At 43.6% G+C, this 17,219-nt stretch carries 13 protein-coding genes, 1 tRNA gene and 1 pseudogene; 11 read left to right on the top strand and 4 right to left on the bottom strand.

Going from position 1 to position 17,219, the window contains the following annotated elements:
• From OGV94_RS14685 to OGV94_RS14720, 8 genes are all read left to right on the top strand, one after another.
• Complete coding sequence (locus OGV94_RS14685; RefSeq protein WP_043015293.1) at positions 1–1,617, top strand: fimbrial adhesin EcpD family protein; 1,617 nt, start codon at positions 1–3, stop codon at positions 1,615–1,617.
• Positions 1,614–2,309, top strand: coding sequence for a fimbrial biogenesis chaperone (locus tag OGV94_RS14690; protein WP_043015294.1), 696 nt, complete (start codon positions 1,614–1,616; stop codon positions 2,307–2,309). The genes OGV94_RS14685 and OGV94_RS14690 overlap by 4 nt, the downstream gene beginning before the upstream one ends.
• Positions 2,310–2,453: 144 nt before the next feature.
• On the top strand, positions 2,454–3,185 hold the full coding sequence (locus tag OGV94_RS14695; RefSeq protein ID WP_286523642.1) for a winged helix-turn-helix domain-containing protein: 732 nt from the start codon (positions 2,454–2,456) through the stop codon (positions 3,183–3,185).
• Positions 3,160–3,633 carry a FidL-like protein gene (locus OGV94_RS14700; RefSeq protein WP_047413239.1) on the top strand — a complete coding sequence of 158 codons (474 nt, stop codon included), beginning with the start codon at positions 3,160–3,162 and terminating at the stop codon, positions 3,631–3,633. The genes OGV94_RS14695 and OGV94_RS14700 overlap by 26 nt, the downstream gene beginning before the upstream one ends.
• Before the next feature lie 341 nt (positions 3,634–3,974).
• On the top strand, positions 3,975–5,423 hold the full coding sequence (locus OGV94_RS14705; RefSeq protein ID WP_043015297.1) for an EAL domain-containing protein: 1,449 nt from the start codon (positions 3,975–3,977) through the stop codon (positions 5,421–5,423).
• Between the two features lie 192 nt (positions 5,424–5,615).
• Complete coding sequence (locus OGV94_RS14710; RefSeq protein ID WP_043015298.1) at positions 5,616–6,080, top strand: methyltransferase family protein; 465 nt, start codon at positions 5,616–5,618, stop codon at positions 6,078–6,080.
• A 165-nt stretch (positions 6,081–6,245) separates the two neighbouring features.
• Positions 6,246–6,321 (top strand) — tRNA-Thr (locus OGV94_RS14715).
• Between the two features lie 391 nt (positions 6,322–6,712).
• Positions 6,713–7,216: an ATP-binding protein gene (locus tag OGV94_RS14720; protein ID WP_043015299.1), complete on the top strand. Its 504-nt coding sequence runs from the start codon at positions 6,713–6,715 to the stop codon at positions 7,214–7,216.
• Positions 7,217–7,512: 296 nt separating this feature from the next.
• Here OGV94_RS14720 and OGV94_RS14725 read toward each other — a convergent pair whose 3' ends face one another.
• From OGV94_RS14725 to OGV94_RS14740, 4 genes and pseudogenes are all read right to left on the bottom strand, one after another.
• Entirely contained in the window at positions 7,513–8,907 is a 1,395-nt protein-coding gene (locus tag OGV94_RS14725) for a glycerophosphodiester phosphodiesterase family protein (protein ID WP_286523645.1), read from the bottom strand.
• Positions 8,908–8,929: 22 nt separating this feature from the next.
• A complete protein-coding gene (gene glpT / locus OGV94_RS14730; RefSeq protein WP_047413236.1) occupies positions 8,930–10,309 on the bottom strand; it encodes a glycerol-3-phosphate transporter in 1,380 nt (459 codons plus the stop codon).
• A gap of 1,075 nt (positions 10,310–11,384) precedes the next feature.
• Positions 11,385–11,652, bottom strand: a pseudogene (locus OGV94_RS14735) (VOC family protein); the annotation flags it as partial.
• Positions 11,653–11,885: 233 nt separating this feature from the next.
• Positions 11,886–12,881, bottom strand: coding sequence for a LacI family DNA-binding transcriptional regulator (locus tag OGV94_RS14740; protein WP_043015302.1), 996 nt, complete (start codon positions 12,879–12,881; stop codon positions 11,886–11,888).
• 264 nt (positions 12,882–13,145) lie between these two features.
• Here OGV94_RS14740 and OGV94_RS14745 point away from each other — a divergent pair, with 264 nt between their 5' ends.
• From OGV94_RS14745 to OGV94_RS14755, 3 genes are all read left to right on the top strand, one after another.
• On the top strand, positions 13,146–14,384 hold the full coding sequence (locus OGV94_RS14745; RefSeq protein ID WP_043015303.1) for an MFS transporter: 1,239 nt from the start codon (positions 13,146–13,148) through the stop codon (positions 14,382–14,384).
• A gap of 19 nt (positions 14,385–14,403) precedes the next feature.
• The gene (locus OGV94_RS14750; RefSeq protein ID WP_286523648.1) at positions 14,404–15,840 is read left to right on the top strand and encodes a glycoside hydrolase family 32 protein; all 1,437 of its coding nucleotides are present in this window, start codon (positions 14,404–14,406) and stop codon (positions 15,838–15,840) included.
• A gap of 94 nt (positions 15,841–15,934) precedes the next feature.
• Positions 15,935–17,206, top strand: a complete 1,272-nt coding sequence (locus OGV94_RS14755) for an OmpG porin family protein (RefSeq protein ID WP_286523649.1) — start codon at positions 15,935–15,937, stop codon at positions 17,204–17,206.
• Positions 17,207–17,219: the final 13 nt, after the last annotated feature.

The raw sequence follows: 17,219 nt of genomic DNA on the forward strand, positions 1-17,219 counted from the left end.
ATGAAAGTATTAATTAAATTAGCTACTGTAATCTGTGCCGTAGGGAGTTTTTCACCTGTACCTGCTTTGGCGTTGAATGCAATCTCTTCCGGCTCAGTCAGTAATAACTATTTGTTTATCGAAAATGCCATTGATAGTGAATACTTTATTACCCCATCGGCACTTGATCCGCGTTTCAGCGGGTCAAACACGTGGATAAAATACGGTACCTCTCAGGTGAGTCTCGGGTATTTAGGTTTTGTCGGCTGGACTGCGCCTGGAAATTATTATCAGGACATGTGGATTGATAACTCCCCGATTAACGGGCCTTTCCGGGGAATCCGTTGTTATAGTGGTACCCAGTGCCCATCAACCGGGTTTATTGCCGGATTGGGCACTGACAAAAACGGTTTTTATCATGCGCAGGTCGGCTCTGTCGCAGGCGTTATTGGTGGCGCCTACGGATTCGCTTCCCTGACCGATACTGCTTATGAGTACTTCCGCAATGTGCCTACCGGTAGCAGCGAAACCTATGTGTTCAACCGCTGTTATACTTCTGTAAATTATGATTATTCTTCCGGGCAACGGTGCAAAGACCAATCGACAGGATCATGGAATTACGTCAATTACACGTTAACTAAACGCGGTCATCTGTCACTTGTCTCGACTAACGCATTTCAGGAGCTTTGGGTTGCCAGCGATGGTACGCCGAGCATCACCAAAGACTCTGGTTATTGCGAACTTGGCGTGGTGGGTGGTACTGACGGTGTGATTTGCAAAATGGTGAGTTATAACTTGCAACAAACGGCCAATCTGACCGGCTCCTTGACGTTTCGCGCTTTTGTCGACACGGCGATGCTTGGTTTTACGCCTGGAGCGGCCACCGTGAGATACTCCGGGAATGGTTCAAACTGGTATAACTATGGTACTTCAACTGCTTATTACAACGTTTTTACCACCTCTGGAGAATACATTTATATTTTTCTGTCAAAAGCATTTTTGAAGAAGCTTGTTGATTCAGGGATCAGCATTACTAACAGTCAGCCGTTTACCTTCGGCTTTTATAATGGCTTAACACCAGAGTCAGGACACTACCAGTTTACCCCTTCGCTACAGCTCAATATTGTGCCGAAGGAGTATGGGATCAGTATCGTCTCTTCGGACAACACAGCTTCTGCGAGCGGTAGTGGCACGATTGGCAATGCCGCTCCTATAGAAATGGATTACACCGTAACCGTCTCAGGCCCCCGTCAGGCCGACAGTATTACCGCGCAAGTTATTGGGGAAAGTACGACGATAAACAGTGTCCCTTACTGTCTGTTTACGTCTGCGCAAGGCGGGCTGTCCGTCCCAATTCCCGCTTTTCTGCAGTACAACAGTCAGTCGGGGGGCGTGGTGCAAAAACGAAATAGCTGCAGTGAAGCGGCAGTCAGTATGAGAGATGCGCAGTGGCAACAGACGCCCTGGGACGCAAATAACAATGACGATGGAAGCTATTATGCTACTGATTTGAAGTTGCTTTTCCCAATGAATGATTCACGTTCGATGTTAACCGTATCTGGCGCTGACTGGGAAGGTGTCGTCAGCGCCAGTGGAGAGATAAAAGTCACGGCGAATTGGGTGGGAGTAACGCCATGAACCGCCGCCGTCTGGCGCTTAGATGGGTATTTATTCTACTTTCCGGTCTGACAGCATTCTCTACACAGGCAGTCTACCTGGAGTCGACCATTTATGAGATGCCATCGGATAAATCATTTATCAGTAAACGAATCTATAACGATAGCCAGAAACAGAATTTATACAGTATTGGCGCAGTAAAAATTGATAAGCCGGGACCGGGAGGTGAAAACAGAAGTGCTATTGCTGAAGGCGAACTTCTGTTTACTCCGCTGAATTTTTCACTGGCTCCGCAGGCGAGTGAGTTTTTTAAGATTTTCTACCGTGGGCCGCAGGATGATAAAGAACGCTATTACCGAATTCTGTTTCGTGAAATGCCGATCACGCTGTTTACCGAACGTAATCAAGGGAAAGGCGGGCAGGCTCTCCCGGTGATCGCTATGGACACCATATTGGTTGTTCGCCCGAGAAACATAAATCTGGCTTACACCATTGATGAGGCTAACGGAACACTGAAAAACACCGGGAATACTTTTTTTAAAATCATCGTACACCAGGGGTGCAACTCAACCGATGATGAAGCCACCATGCGTTATGTATTGCCGGGTGAAACCTGGCGTAGTAGTGAGCTGAAAACAAAAAACCGAAAGTTTATCGTAGCGTTGCAGAAATACATCCCAGTAGGCCAGGGGTGCTTCAAACTCAATCAATAGTAAGCATTGAGTCTGATCCGATATGTCATGGTTAGATATCGAACCTATACTGTAACTATCTTTATACAATGCAGTAATCAGCTCGGCACAGATGAAACTTTGGTCATTTGTACTCCATGTCACGGTATTTAAGAGTCAGGTAGTATGAAAAGTATAATTAATGATCAGGTTGAGTACGATTCCACCAGAAAAAGCCTGAAACATCGCGATACTACAATAATCCTTTCGGCATCTACAGCGAGATTACTTGAGCTATTCATTGCCCATAAAAATCAACAACTCCACCGTGAGTTTATCATTGAAGAAGTATGGAAAAAGCATGGTATGGCCCCATCGGGTCATAGCCTTAATAAAAGTATCAGTATATTGCGAAAAGCATTTAGTGAGTTGGGGGCCGAAAATTCCATTGAAACGTTGCCCCGGCAGGGATTTTTGTTCCATGCTTCGGTCAATGATGAACAGTCATCTTTCAGTGGAGATGTACCTGTTCGTTCGGTAACAGAAACGGTGAACTCACCCGCAACACCGAAACGCAAAAACATTCTTCTGTTCATTTTATTGTTTGCCTTTCTTGGGAGCGCGGTTTTGATATTGCCAACTCTTAACTCAGGTACCACGAATTTTATCTATATCAGGGCAATAGGTGATTGTGAACTTTATACAGCCGATGACAATAATGCTGATAAAACGAAAGCGTTTTTATCTTCTGATATGTGGCGAAAAGTAAATGCGACCTGTCATGATGGCAAGAAAACAATAGTTTTTTATGATGACAATAATTTATCGGCAGGTAATGATCTTAAAGAGAATTTTTTGGGGATCTGTACGCTTGATAAAGGAGGGGCTGCCCGTGAATGCGAAAATTATATTTATTAGCGGGGCGATCTTTCTTGCTGTGATAACAGCATACTTTTTTTATCGCCATCAAGAACCTGAGACGCTGACCTGCTCTGCCAAGAATTACCTTCATCTGCAGGCGCAAACTCAGGGTGTAAAAATTGAAGGTGAAGTCCTGTTGGTTTTTCGTATTTCATCTGCTACCGAAGGGCGGGTATCCCAGGTAGGGAGCCTTAATATTCAGGGTAAGCACTATGCCGTAGATCGTAATGTTGTCCTGAATTTTATTGGCAAAGACCGCGACGGATATGTGCAGACTCGTCGCCTGGCTATTGTCAAAAATAAAAACGATAATGTTCCCGATGAAATTACCGAACTGCTTATGTCTCAACAGGATATTTTCTATTATAAGGTCATCCGTATCGCCGGGAATGTCTATGCGATAAGAGATCTGCGACGTACGCTCATGGTTTGTCGGGCAGCATGAATCGAGGTAATATGTTAGTATTTTGATTTTGGTAGTTGTATGTTTTGCTGTTAATAATATTTGTGGTCTTTTGTTTTGTCTTGTGGTGAAAATGAGTAAAAGGATTTGTACTGGTGAAAATTAGGAATTTTCCTTTTTCGATATTTAAAATGGATTTACCATTTAATGGGAATACGCATATGGATAATTGTGATTATAAACTCTGAAACTACGTGATATGACTTATGGATAAAGTTAATTCACGAACCGCCTTATAATTGCTGGAGGCTGAAGGTGTTGTATATTCTCTCGTGTATATAACGAGGGACCTGCTATGCCATAAATTTAAGTTGGTGGTAACTATGAATACGAAAAAGGTTTTTCTGCTCAGTTATGATATTTTTCTTTTCTCGGGAATAAAAGCGTGGCTGCCTAATTTGGTACTGGTTGATGCGCGATCATTTATTTCTGGTACCCAGTCAGTTATTCCACGATACCCGTCCTGTTTGCTGGTGATCGATAACCGGTTACCATTGCTACTGGTCAGAAAATGGTTTCAGAGAAATAGCACGCAGTTTATCAACATAAACTGTATTGTTCTTCGGATGAATGAAACTCGTTCTGTTAATCGAGGATATGAGGAGTATGCATTCATTAATGGAAGAGAATTATCTGATCAATTGATTTCTCAGCTCAGAGCCAATTTAATGGCACCCAATGAGGTTGTGGAGGTCACTAAAGGTTCGACGATGTTTACTTTTCATTTGACTGAATTTGAAGAGGAAATGTTGTATGCATCATTCACAAAAGAAAAATTGCACGATTTTTGTATTGCTAACTCACTAACAACTAAGTCAGTGTATCGATATCGGGAAAGGATAACCGCTCGACTGGGATTTTCTCATTTTAATGAAACCATTATTTTTTTAACCAGGAATAATTTATTGCATGAAGGTTACCCGACAAACAATCATTCTGGTGAGAATGTAATTTACGGCGATGCATATGATGTCTCAGATTCTGGCCGACTGAGTATGGCAATAAGGAATGAAGAAATCATTCCTTATTTTCAGCCCATCGTAAATATCAGTGGGGATGTCTGTGGTGTTGAGGTTTTAGCTCGATGGCCACAGGGCCATAATTATGCGATTTCTCAGCGTGAGTTTATACCTCTGGCTGAAAAAAGTGGCTTAATGAATGAGTTAACGAGCTATTTAATGACCACCGTTGCGCGTAATCTGGTCGACGGAAGCGAGGGTATAAATAAAACGCTATTCGTCTCCTTTAATGTCAGTCCATCAGGTTTAAGTAATCCCGTTTTTTATTGGGAATGCCTTAATTTTATGGAGATAACGCAAAGGCTACCGATAAAATTAATGATTGAAATAACCGAAAATCAGACTCTCACTATCACTCCAGCCATCAAAGAGCTGATACGATCGTTGCGAAACCGAGGGGTTCTGTTTGCTTTAGATGATTTTGGGACGGGATACGCTAACCTCTGCTATCTCAATGAGTTAGATCTGGATGTTATCAAAATTGATAAAACGTTCATCAAGGCTATTAAAGAAGCTGAGCAACATATCCCTATGCTCGAGTCAATCATTCATCTTTCCGGGCTCCTGGGATTACGCATGGTGGCGGAAGGCGTTGAATACGGCTATCAGCAGCAATGGTTGGGGAAAAATAATGTGGATTACCTGCAGGGCTATCAATTTTTACCGCCAGTGATGTTTGATGATTTTATGCGTTTTTACAAGCAGTCTGTAGGGCTGTTTGAATCAGCGTCGGATTCAACTTTTTCAGCGTAAACCTGTCGGGAACATCAGGGGCGGATGCCTCTGATGCCGGTATTTTTGCAGAGGTTGGTACTACAGATCCTGCCTGTCTGGTGAAGGCGAAAGCCTGTTGTGAATGAAGCATCGTTTGTTTATGTGTCTTTTACAGGGTATTTATAGCGGTATCAGCGTTAATCAAACCGCTTCCGAGGTTAGTCCATAGCCATGCGTCATTTCCTGCAAAAATTAAGAGTCTGGTTTCCGCCGCCATTCATCTTAGTACTTTTCCTCGTTGCCGATGCGTTGACGGCGAGCCCACGTTTCACATTTGGCGCGGTAAATATCGTGATAAGCGCATTACTGGCCAGCGTCAGTTTGTGGATGATACTGCATACCGCATGGCAGATGCGGATGAAACGTACGACCCTGAACCCGCTTCATGCAAATAAATCGACCACGCTGGTTACCGGCGGATGTTACGCCTGGAGTCGCAACCCGATCTACCTTGGTATGAGCGGGCTCCAGCTTGCCTTTGCTCTGTTCGTCGGCAGCCCGGCTGGCGTAGTGGCTGTACCGCTGTTTATGCTGGCGGTTGCCAAATTGCATATTGATTTTGAAGAGGAACAATTGCGAAAACACTTCGGGCTGGAATGGGATCGCTTTGAGCGGCAGGTTCGCCGCTGGCTATAGTCTTACCCGACCGGGTACAAGCATTCCTGTCACGACACGATTCGTGCGTTATTGAAACCGGATGATGCAAAATTAGGCGTTTGATTCACAAGGCCATTGACGCATCGCCCGGTTAGTTTTAACCTTCTACCCCGTGCTCACATTCGTGGACATGTCCTTTTCAGGGCCGATATAGCTCAGTTGGTAGAGCAGCGCATTCGTAATGCGAAGGTCGTAGGTTCGACTCCTATTATCGGCACCATTTCACATTTCTCCCGGGTTTACCGAAATCAACGTAAAGTCCGTATACTGCGGTTTCTGGCCCGTGTCTTATCTCCTGTTATCAACTGGACTCACCGGAATCAAGTCACCGTTGGGGGCATAAGTGGGGGCATTCTGTGTTCGGTTTAGGGAGATACCCCCATTGAAGGTTAATGCGTGACAGGTAGACGTTGTTAAACCCTGAGATAGGCCTATAAGCTCGCAGATAATGCTGGTTTGTATTTGGAGGTCGTTCTTTCTATTCTCGATAAGTGCACTGGTTTAGGTTATGGTAATAGTTTATGAGCGCTAAAATTGACTTTGAGTGCAAATCGGAGGAAATTTCGATTGTGAATAATTATACTTAATAACCAATTTTAAAAGAGGAGAAAATGAAAAAGGTTATTATTATCAATGGTGCGATGGGGGTTGGTAAGACGACAGTTTCAAGAGCTTTATGTGAAATCTTACCCTCTAATGTTTTTTTAGATGGTGACTGGTGTTGGGATAGCCACCCCTTTATAGTCAATGATGAAACGATTGAGTTGGTTAAAAAAAACATAACAACATTACTTAATAATTTTATTGGTTGTTCCGCCTATCAGTTCGTCGTTTTTTGTTGGGTACTGCACGACAAGCTACTGTTAAATGATATTTGTAGCAAGATAGATAAAGAATCATGCAATATACATATTTATACTCTTACTTGTTCTGAAACGGAGCTGCTGAAGAGATTAAATAAAGATATATCTTGTGGTGTTCGTAAAATCGATATTATACCGCGAGCACTTTCTCGGCTAAAGTCGTGTAACTTATTGGAAACGCAGAAAGTTGATGTCGAGGGCCAAACTGCAGAACAGGTAGCCGCTTCACTCAAAAAAATGATTATGAAATAATATGACAGGACCGCATTGTTGAAAATAACGTTGAGAACATGTCATCGCTGTAGACAATTGCTCTCAATTTTCATGATGTTACACAGACGACCCAACGCCACCTTCTTAAAATACGCGCAAGCCAGACGCAGAATATTGATACTGCTGCGCAGCTCGTAGTTTTTTCCCGCTCTGGCATCTTTCGAGTGCTCACGTTCATTGGTGTTTAGTCAGCCTGCCAGTCCCATTTCTCAATGAGTTTAATTTCCAGGATTCCCCCGACAAAGCCGGGGGTTACCAAATTTAATTATCAATTATCATAATTTAGTTAAGTTTGAATCCTCCGTTGAGGACAAGGGTTTTATCGCTCCCTCAAATATACCACGCGCATCTATAGCTGTCCCAGTATAATCAGTAAACACCCCATCGATACCAGCCTCATAAAAGTCAAGAAGTTCATTAATAGGTTGGTTATGGTAAATACCTGCCAAATACTGTTTTTCATTCCTGAAAGTAAATGAATGTACTAATAATCCTAATCTATGTGCATTAGCAATTACTTCATTAGGCTTAACTGAGTTCACTAACTTTATATCATTGCGATTACCTGTTTTTTTTGTGTTGAGAAATGTCGTGACTTCCATTTTCCATGGCCCAATCATATCAGCGTATGTAGCAATTTCTTTTAATCCTGCGGGTGTAAACATACTTCCAAAATAATCAGGGTTTCCTTCAATAGTCCAGCTGTATGGACGACCAGAGACAAACGTAAGATAGTTATTTGTATTATAAATAACTTTCCCTGTGTAATAATCTACATTATTTCCATCCATTAACTGAATAACCCTGGTCTTTAGCCCTTTAGACCTTAAATATTTTAGGCTTTGTGGATCAAAACTTTGTACTATAATTGGAGATTCTTTTGAGTTTAAGTTGTTTTTTTCAATGACTTTCAAGATAGAATCTTCGAATGGATGTGAACCTAATGTCCCACATCCATTTGCGATAGCCTGACCATTATTCCAGATCGGGTTTTTTGATTCAGGGTAAATACCAATTGTACGTCCTGTACGCTTTGTTTCTTCCTTGGCTATATCAATAACTTCCTGGAAAGTTAAAATTGGGAATTTACCATTTAAAGAAGATGGTCTATCAGTAGCAGCATCAAATGATGTACCACCTATCCAATCTTTTAATTCTTTAAGCGTAAAGTCACTAACAGCCCAATCATTAGTATGATCTTCACCGTCTACAATTAACGCTTTTAAGCGTGATTTATAATCGTTAGGATCAACTAAATCAGTCAAGTATTTATCCGGACCATGATCTTTAACTTCACGCTGCCATTTTATGTCTACATAACGTCCTGGAGTGGTTCTTTTCCTTTTAGCAACCTCTGGATTAGTTTTAGCAACTTCCTCAATATTTGTATTATCCTTCATCCAGGGATTATGACGTGCAATTAATTGACAATCCTTTGTCATGTGCAAATCAAGTTCAAGGTAATCAGCACCGTTTGTTGCTGCTGACTCATAAGAAGGTCGTGTCTCTTCTGGCATTATACCAGGATAACCACGATGTCCTATAACTATAATATTATGACCGATTTTTGTCTTATTAAATGCGATATCATCTTTAGTAGTAACCTCTTGTGCCAATAGCATTTTAGGTAACAATGCCATCATTAAAATGCTTAAAATTTCCTTTTTCATAAATATTATGCCTTATATATTGTTAAATGCCTTTTGGTGCCAATAATTCGGCTTCTTTTTTTTGAATTTCTAAATGATGCCTTTTCTCAATCAGCATGGTCCACGCAAGTAAAATGATTGCAATGATACAACCTATTATCATTGTTAAAAAACCGCCATTCCAACCAAAATGGTCAACCATTATACCAACTATAGCGTTTGCAGCAGTAGAACCCCCTAAATAACCGAACAGGCCTGTAAACCCTGCCGCGGTACCTGCAGCTTTCTTAGGAACAAGTTCTAACGCATGTAAACCAATCAACATTACAGGCCCATAAATTAAAAAACCTTCTGCTGTAATACACGCAACATCTATTCCATAATGGCCTGGAGGATTAAGCCAGTAAATAATAGTACAGATAAGTACTAAAATCATAAATACTACTCCAGCAGCTCCCCTATTTGTTTTAAAGATTTTATCTGATACCCAACCACAAATTATAGTGCCCGGGATGCCTGCATATTCAAAGTATGCATAGGCCAGAGATGATTGCGTTACCGTAAAATGTTTAACTTCCTGTAAGTAGGCGGGTGACCAGTTTAGTATTCCATACCGCATCAGATAAACGAAAATATTTGCCAGTGCAATCAACCATAATGCTTTATTTTTCAGAACATAAGTGACGAAAATCTCCTTGGCACTGAACTCTTCCTCATCTCTTTTAGCATCGTAATCTTCAGGGTATTCGTTTTTCCATTCCTCTACCGAAGGCAATCCACAGGACTGCGGGGTATCACGTACCAGTGTGAAAGCAATAATTGACAATACAATGGCCGCAAATGCGGGAAGGTAAATAGCAGATCGCCAATCTTTTAACCACCACATACCTAAAATAAATAGCAGAGAAGGTACGGCACCACCAACATTATGTGCACAGTTCCACACAGCGACAATTCGTCCTCGCTCCTTCTTCGTCCACCAGTGAACCATAACTCGTCCACAGGGCGGCCATCCCATTCCCTGCAGCCAGCCATTAATAAACAGCAAAATAAACATAACTGTCACGCTTGACATGGCCCAAGGGACAAATCCCATAAATAACATGACAAGCCCGGACAACAGCAACCCGAAAGGAAGGAATATTCTGGCATTGGCCCGGTCAGAAATGTTGCCCATAAAAAATTTCGACAGTCCGTATGCTATCCCTACCGCAGATAGCGCAATTCCCACATCGGCATGCGAAAATCCCTGCTGAATAAGATGTGGCTCAGCCAATGCAAAATTATTGCGTACGAAGTAATAACCAGCATAACCAAGAAAGATACCAATAAACAGTTGAAAGCGCATTTGTTTATATTCGCCATCAATTTTCTTATCGGGGATTTTTTCTTTGTGCTTAGGTGGTTCAAATAATTTCCACATAATTGATGCTCCATCAAAAAATCACTGATTTCTCTAACGACTCCCAATTGACACCATAGTCTTGTAATAATGCGTAATGCTCAGAAAAATGATTTGCCTTGTCTCAAGACGATAGAATGCATGACAGGAAAAGCAATTCATTCATATCCAGAAACATAAAGTTCCCGGGTAAGAAATATTCCCCTGCCATAGATTAGAAGTCGAGACTTAATACTGCAGGTAGACCTTATAGCATGCAATATGTGCTATGTTGTGACCACATTCACATTACATTATTAATTTCGAAATTAACTACAAAAATAAATTAAGTCCTGGTGTGAATTTAATCAGTTAAATCAATCAATTAAATCATAACTTGATGTCAATACTCTAATTCGGAATTTCAATATTTAAATGTATGTACAATTTTCACCGTGATACAAAATGTAATATCAAAAGTGAAATAATTTATTTCGACTGTAAGTTGTGTAAGTACCTATATCTGTGTTCATTGGAGTTGCTTGATTTAGGATGGGGAGATCATTAACGTTGAACTTTTCCCTGTGCAGGTTGTTGCCTTTGTGATCCGCCACAGACAGAATTTGTTATGTAATGTTGTCGGCTCTGGGCTGTTCAATGACAACGATTGCGCAGTACCAGATTATTAGTGAAACGCCTGCTCTTTGCCATATATGGGATTACCCTAATAAAGGTAAACTGCCTTCTGAAAATAGAGCCCGCAGGCATCTCAGTTCTATGCAATTCACATAACTTACTCGTCTTTTGACCGACAACGTTCATCTTACAACTGTGAGTATCGTTACCTTTGTCATGTAACGATTACCACGTTTCACCCCTCGTGTCGTATTCATGTCTTTTCATCTTAGGGGAAGGATTTAATCCGCTGTTTGGTTCTAAGTTTTTTGAACATGTCTTGCGTGCAGTCGTAGAGCAGCAACTTTTTATAAGGGATCACCTGGGCTGAAATAGTGATCTCGTTAAGTATCCCCGTAGACAGAACTGCTGAGTAATGCATCCGTCCGGGTACTGCCGCATAATAGATAGACGCGAGCTTATTGCCATCCGGATCACATACTTAGGTACTACTGTAGTAGCCCTGACCATACTGCGGGCCCATGCCCCGGCGCGCCTTCATCTTTGTTGCCCAGGCTTAGTGCGAGTAGGTACAACTGCTTAGTATGCTAGACGGAATGCGCTTTCAGCGCCACCAACGTGCCGTTACCAGCTCTGGCAGGTTGTCAATCAAAGGGGCAGCCGATGCACAGGCCAACGGAGTGGTTGCCGTTGAACGTTCCTCACGGCACACCTTCTTCATCACGCCAGGCCTGCGGTTGCCCAAGTAGTTTTATTCTGATTAATAAACATACAATTGATGGCGAGAGGACTTAGGGGGGGGAACGATTTTTGAGCACTGGTGAAATCAAGACTCGAATTCAACTCAATCGCTATGGCAACGGCCCGATATCAGGAAAGAGGAATATAAAGATGAGTTTCAGGTCATAATCATAGCCTGCGCCAGCAGTACCTGATGGTTATCCCGTCATAATGACGTAAATGGGGGAACCTGTCGGCATGTTCAAAATGATTCTCGTTGTAGCCAGGGGCTGTCGACCAGAATTTTCTCCCGGTGGCTGTCGCCATTGATAATGTGCAACGTACTTAACCGACCAATCTCATAATGTGGTAACTGGACTGTGGATAGCGGCGGTAAGAATAAATTTCCAATCCCGACGAGGTTATCGTATCCCAGAACGGCAATGTCCTGTGGGATGCGGATCCCCTGTGTTAACAGGGTCTGATATACCATAAATGCGATACGGTCATTACCACAAATTACCGAATCAAATTGTGGTATGCCCTGAACTATATATCTCAGCAAAATGTCCGGAATATCACGATAGTGTTCATCTCCATATTGCATATAGCAGTGATTGAGCGTGTCAGGATTAATATTGGCTTCACGGCAGGCACGATCAAGCCCCCGACGGCGGCGTCGTGTTGCTAAATGGTTGACCGGTAAATGCAAGCAAAGAGGGCGACAGTACCCCGCTGATAATAGCGCCTTTACTGCCGTATACTGCCCTTGTTCATCATTGGGAATATAGCTGGCAACTGGTTCTCCTTTATTCTCACAGTTGGCCAGTACGCAAGGATGCTTCAGCAGCCTGGAAGGAACGTTCACCTCACGTAATCCCATCGTGGTGAAAATGATCCCTCCGGGTCGGTGTGCGAGTAGTAGATCAACAATATCGTCAGGATTGTCATCAGCAAACATGTTAACCACGAAGCTATTCCAGCCGTACGCGCGTGCGGTTTCCTCGATAGACAACGTAATGTCCACTGAAAAAGGGGTTGTGACAGTATCCAACGCGAGCACGCCAATCGTTTTATTCCTGGAACCGACACGACGAACCTGGCGGGCAGAGAGGTCCGGTACATAATTGAGCTGTAATATAGCCTCCTGTACCCTGGACAGGGTTTCTGGCTTCACACGTTTCGGATCGTTCAGCACCCGAGATACGGTCATTAGCGATACATTGGCCAGTCTGGCCACATCTTTTAGAGATGCCATAGTCTTCCGTAAAAATACTAACTACCCAATCCAGATTTTGTACCCAATCCATCTATTAACGGGTTGTGAACAAAGACAAATACCTATTCTAGGCATCGAACCATGAAGAATTGCAAGCGACGATAAAAAATGTGAGCTTGATCCTAACATAATGATGTTAACGTTAACTTTTGTGATTAACATCGATTATCGCGCCAAAATCAAGTGTACCTGCAAAATGTTAACGTTACCATCCTGACATGTCATTTCCCTGAGATTACGTAAATGAAAAAAAGACCTTCTCGCAGCTATCTGCTGCTCAGCGCGCTGTTGTTCTTTTTCTTTGTGACCTGGTCCTCATCAAGTTCACTCCTCTCTATTTGGCTGCATCAGGAAGTGGGACTAAAGGCGTCGGAAACCGGAATTATCTTTTCCGTGCTATCCGTCTCCGCGCTGTTTGCTCAGGTTTGTTATGGCTTTATTCAGGACCGACTAGGCTTACGCAAACATCTGTTATGGTGCATCACCACATTACTCATTCTCTCCGGTCCCGCTTATTTGCTGTTTAGCTATTTACTGAGTATCAACATTTTGCTTGGGAGCGTATTCGGCGGTTTGTTTATCGGGCTGACATTTAACGGCGGTATTGGCGTTCTGGAGTCCTACACCGAGCGTGTTGCGCGTCAGAGTACCTTTGAGTTTGGTCGGGCACGCATGTGGGGGTCTCTGGGCTGGGCTGTGGCTACGTTTTTTGCCGGGCTACTGTTTAACATTAACCCTGACCTTAACTTCCTGGTGGCTTCTTGCTCTGGGATAATTTTCTTCTGTCTGCTGGCCCGCTTAAAAGTCGCGGCTCCGGCAAGCATGGAAAAACTCGAAATCGGTGCTAAAAAAGTCTCTCTGGAAGATGCTCTGAATCTCCTTACTCTTCCACGTTTCTGGGCGTTGATATTCTTCGTGGTCGGCACCTGCATTTACGGCGTATACGATCAGCAATTCCCTGTCTATTTCTCTTCACAGTTCCCGTCATTAAGAGAAGGGAATGAAATGTTTGGCTATTTAAACTCTTTCCAGGTTTTTCTGGAGGCCGCTGGCATGTTTTGCGCCCCCTGGTTGGTTAACCGTATTGGCGCTAAAAATGGCTTGATATTCGCAGGAATGGTGATGGCGATGCGTATGATCGCTTCCGGGCTGGTGGAAGGGCCACTGCTTATTTCCATTACAAAATTACTTCACGCTGTCGAACTGCCGATATTGTTAGTCGCCATTTTTAAATACAACAGTCTGAATTTTGACAAGCGTCTGTCCTCCACGATTTATCTGGTTGGATTCGCCTGCACCAGTTCAATTATTGGCACCGTACTGTCCCCACTGGCAGGCTTTAGCTATGAAAAATTTGGCTTCGCCCAATCCTATCTAATCATGGGAATTATGGTGTTTTGCACCACGTTTATTTCCATTTTCCTTTTGCGCTCAAATAAGTCCTCATCTGAGCCATCCTTTTTGCAGCAAAACGTTGCGTAATGTACTGAGAGTAAAGACGATGACATCCTTGTTAGAACAGACCGAACAGACGCTTGAAAAAGCACAAGCCGATATTAATCCGCGTTGGTATCCGCGGTATCACCTCGCTGCTCGCGCAGGCTGGATGAACGATCCTAACGGCCTGGTATGGTTTGATGGGTGGTATCATGCGTTTTATCAACATCACCCTTATTCTCCTGAATGGGGACCAATGCACTGGGGGCATGCTCGCAGCAAAGATTTGGTGCACTGGGAACATATGCCAGTCGCGCTGGCGCCGGAAGGTCCAGCAGATGTGGACGGCTGTTTCTCCGGCTCCGCCGTGGTGGATGGCGATACGCTGGCGCTGATTTATACCGGACATAAATTTCACGGTTCGCCAGACACAGACGACAATCTCTACCAGGTGCAGTGCCTGGCAACCAGTCGTGACGGTATCCATTTTGAGCGACATGGTATGGTCATTGATACACCGTCAGGACTGCATCATTTTCGCGATCCGAAGGTATGGCGCGAAGGTGAGCGCTGGTACATGGTGGTCGGTTCCCGTGTGGAAAATACGGGGCAGGTTCGTCTGTATAGTTCATCCGATCTCCGTAAATGGCAAGACGAAGGGATATTTGCCGAGGCTGATGAAGGAATGGGATATATGTGGGAATGCCCTGATTTCTTTACTCTGGAAGGGAAGCGGGTGCTGATGTTTTCTCCGCAGGGGATCGCGGCGGAAGGTTATCGCAATCGCAACCTTTTTCAGAGCGGTTATTTACTTGGTGAATGGCAGCCCGGTCAACCATTCACCCATGATGGACAATTTATTGAGCTGGACCACGGTCATGACTTTTATGCTCCGCAAAGCTTTCTGACTCCGGATAATCGTCGCATTGTTATCGGTTGGTTGGATATGTGGGAATCGCCGATGCCTGAGCAGAAGGACGGCTGGGCCGGAATGTTGTCTCTACCGCGTGAACTGAGCCTTGGTGATGACTATCGGGTGAGGATGAAACCCGCTGACGAAGTCACCGCGCTGCGTGGCAGCTATTATCCAACACCCGCGTGTTGCCTGCGTAATCAGAAAGTCCTTATTACGGCTGATGCCGAAGCGGTCGAGGTACAACTGGTATGGGATCTGAACGCCTCTACGGCTGAACAGTTTGGTATGGCATTAGGGGATGGACTAAGAATTTACGCCGATAATCAAGCTCAGCGTCTGATAGTGGAGCGTCGCTATCCAGAATATTCGCTGGTAGGAACTCGCAGTATTCCGTTGCCAGCAGACGGTTTACTGACATTACGTATATTTATCGACCGCTCATCAGTAGAGGTATTTGTTAATGATGGTGATGCGTGCTTAAGTAGCCGAATATATCCTCACCCGGCCCAGCGCGATCTTTCACTGTTTGCGAATCATGGAGTTGCCACATTACAGCAAGCCGGATACTGGTCTTTAGATAAATAATATAGTCCCGATTCGCTTTACCTCTTACATTGTGAGCTTTTATTTGTGCCAGTCTTTGGCTGGCATATTTTGCCTAAAATAATGAGATAACGAAATGGATGAAATATTAATGCCTCACTATCGCGTTTCTGCGATGAATATCAAAAGGCTTATTTTAAAACAGAAGATACTAGCCTGTGTTATAACGTCAGTCACAACGTTTTCCGCTATCGCTGAGGATAATACAGAACAACCAGTTACTTATACAGGAAACTATCAAAGCTACTTTCTGGATGAATCTGAAACCAACGTAACGAGTACATCGCCAACAATTAAAGGTAATGAGCAAACGTCACGTAACGCTGTAGGTAAAACGGCGCTGCCAACGACGTCGTCCAAGCCTGCAACGTTATCCGCAGCAACTGAAAATAAAACCTATGAGGTGAATGCGAATAATAAAGGAGATTCCCCAGAAGATGTCAGTCTGTTGCGTTTAAGGCAGGAAGATCCTCCTGTTCACTGGAACAGTATTGGCCGCAATATGGAGGCTGGTGGTCTACACGGAAATATTGGAACTCAGATAGAGATTGATGATGTTCGTTGGAGCGATAATAGGAAAAATAGTGGCAAATTCAAACTTGCCACTATTCAGGCTTTCTTAAGGCATGATGAGTTACCAAACTGGTACTTTGGTTTCTGGAACGCCCGCGAGGATAGCTATAAAGGTCAATTTAGTAACCAGGATTACAAGGGCACAAATACGATCAATGAGTTTTTTGTCGGTCATATTTTTGAAACCTGGCGCGGTAATATCGGCACGGAGGTCATGGTTGGTTCAGAAACGGCAACTAAACGTTGGAAAAACAGGTACAAAATCTGGCAAGATCTGCGACTGAGCAACAAATGGAGCCTGGCCGGTTACGCCTATGGTGAATACCAGCCGCAGGGCAACGAGCCGGGGAATGGCGATCTTGAGCAATATATTTTTGAAATCGAGCCTGCTATTCAATATCGCGTGAATCCCGATCTTGGTCTGTATTTGCGGCCCTATTATTACTATAACCGGCAGGAACGCGAGAGCTGGGGCGATATTGTAGAAGAAGAATGGAAGGTTACGGCTGGACTCTGGCGAAACTGGTATCCTCTGTTAACCTCCCTGTATTTAGGCTTCGGTCAGGACAAAATAGATAACGCCAGCAATGCTAAAGAAATTTTTTATGACGGTCGTTATAAATTCATTGGCGGTACCATCAGCTATCCAGTCTTTGGTGAAGTTCGATTATATGGTGAATTCAAAGCACAATTCACAAAAGAGTCCGGGCTCTGGACTTCTACCGGCCATTCGTGGAATCCCTTTACCGTGGTTGGCGTGAATTATAACTTCTGATATTCAGGTGTGA

Origin of the sequence: Citrobacter sp. Ce006, from assembly GCF_030336535.1 — a bacterium.
Taxonomy (GTDB): Bacteria; Pseudomonadota; Gammaproteobacteria; order Enterobacterales; family Enterobacteriaceae; genus Citrobacter; species Citrobacter europaeus.

Bases quoted from the DNA above. Each gene is read 5' to 3' on its own strand.
- OGV94_RS14685 (WP_043015293.1), top strand. From the start codon at position 1: ATGAAAGTATTAATTAAATTAGCTACTGTAATCTGTGCCGTAGGGAGT.
- OGV94_RS14690 (WP_043015294.1), top strand. From the start codon at position 1,614: ATGAACCGCCGCCGTCTGGCGCTTAGATGGGTATTTATTCTACTTTCC.
- OGV94_RS14695 (WP_286523642.1), top strand. From the start codon at position 2,454: ATGAAAAGTATAATTAATGATCAGGTTGAGTACGATTCCACCAGAAAA.
- OGV94_RS14705 (WP_043015297.1), top strand. From the start codon at position 3,975: ATGAATACGAAAAAGGTTTTTCTGCTCAGTTATGATATTTTTCTTTTC.
- OGV94_RS14710 (WP_043015298.1), top strand. From the start codon at position 5,616: ATGCGTCATTTCCTGCAAAAATTAAGAGTCTGGTTTCCGCCGCCATTC.
- OGV94_RS14720 (WP_043015299.1), top strand. From the start codon at position 6,713: ATGAAAAAGGTTATTATTATCAATGGTGCGATGGGGGTTGGTAAGACG.
- OGV94_RS14725 (WP_286523645.1), bottom strand. From the start codon at position 8,907: ATGAAAAAGGAAATTTTAAGCATTTTAATGATGGCATTGTTACCTAAA.
- glpT (WP_047413236.1), bottom strand. From the start codon at position 10,309: ATGTGGAAATTATTTGAACCACCTAAGCACAAAGAAAAAATCCCCGAT.
- OGV94_RS14740 (WP_043015302.1), bottom strand. From the start codon at position 12,881: ATGGCATCTCTAAAAGATGTGGCCAGACTGGCCAATGTATCGCTAATG.
- OGV94_RS14745 (WP_043015303.1), top strand. From the start codon at position 13,146: ATGAAAAAAAGACCTTCTCGCAGCTATCTGCTGCTCAGCGCGCTGTTG.
- OGV94_RS14750 (WP_286523648.1), top strand. From the start codon at position 14,404: ATGACATCCTTGTTAGAACAGACCGAACAGACGCTTGAAAAAGCACAA.
- OGV94_RS14755 (WP_286523649.1), top strand. From the start codon at position 15,935: ATGGATGAAATATTAATGCCTCACTATCGCGTTTCTGCGATGAATATC.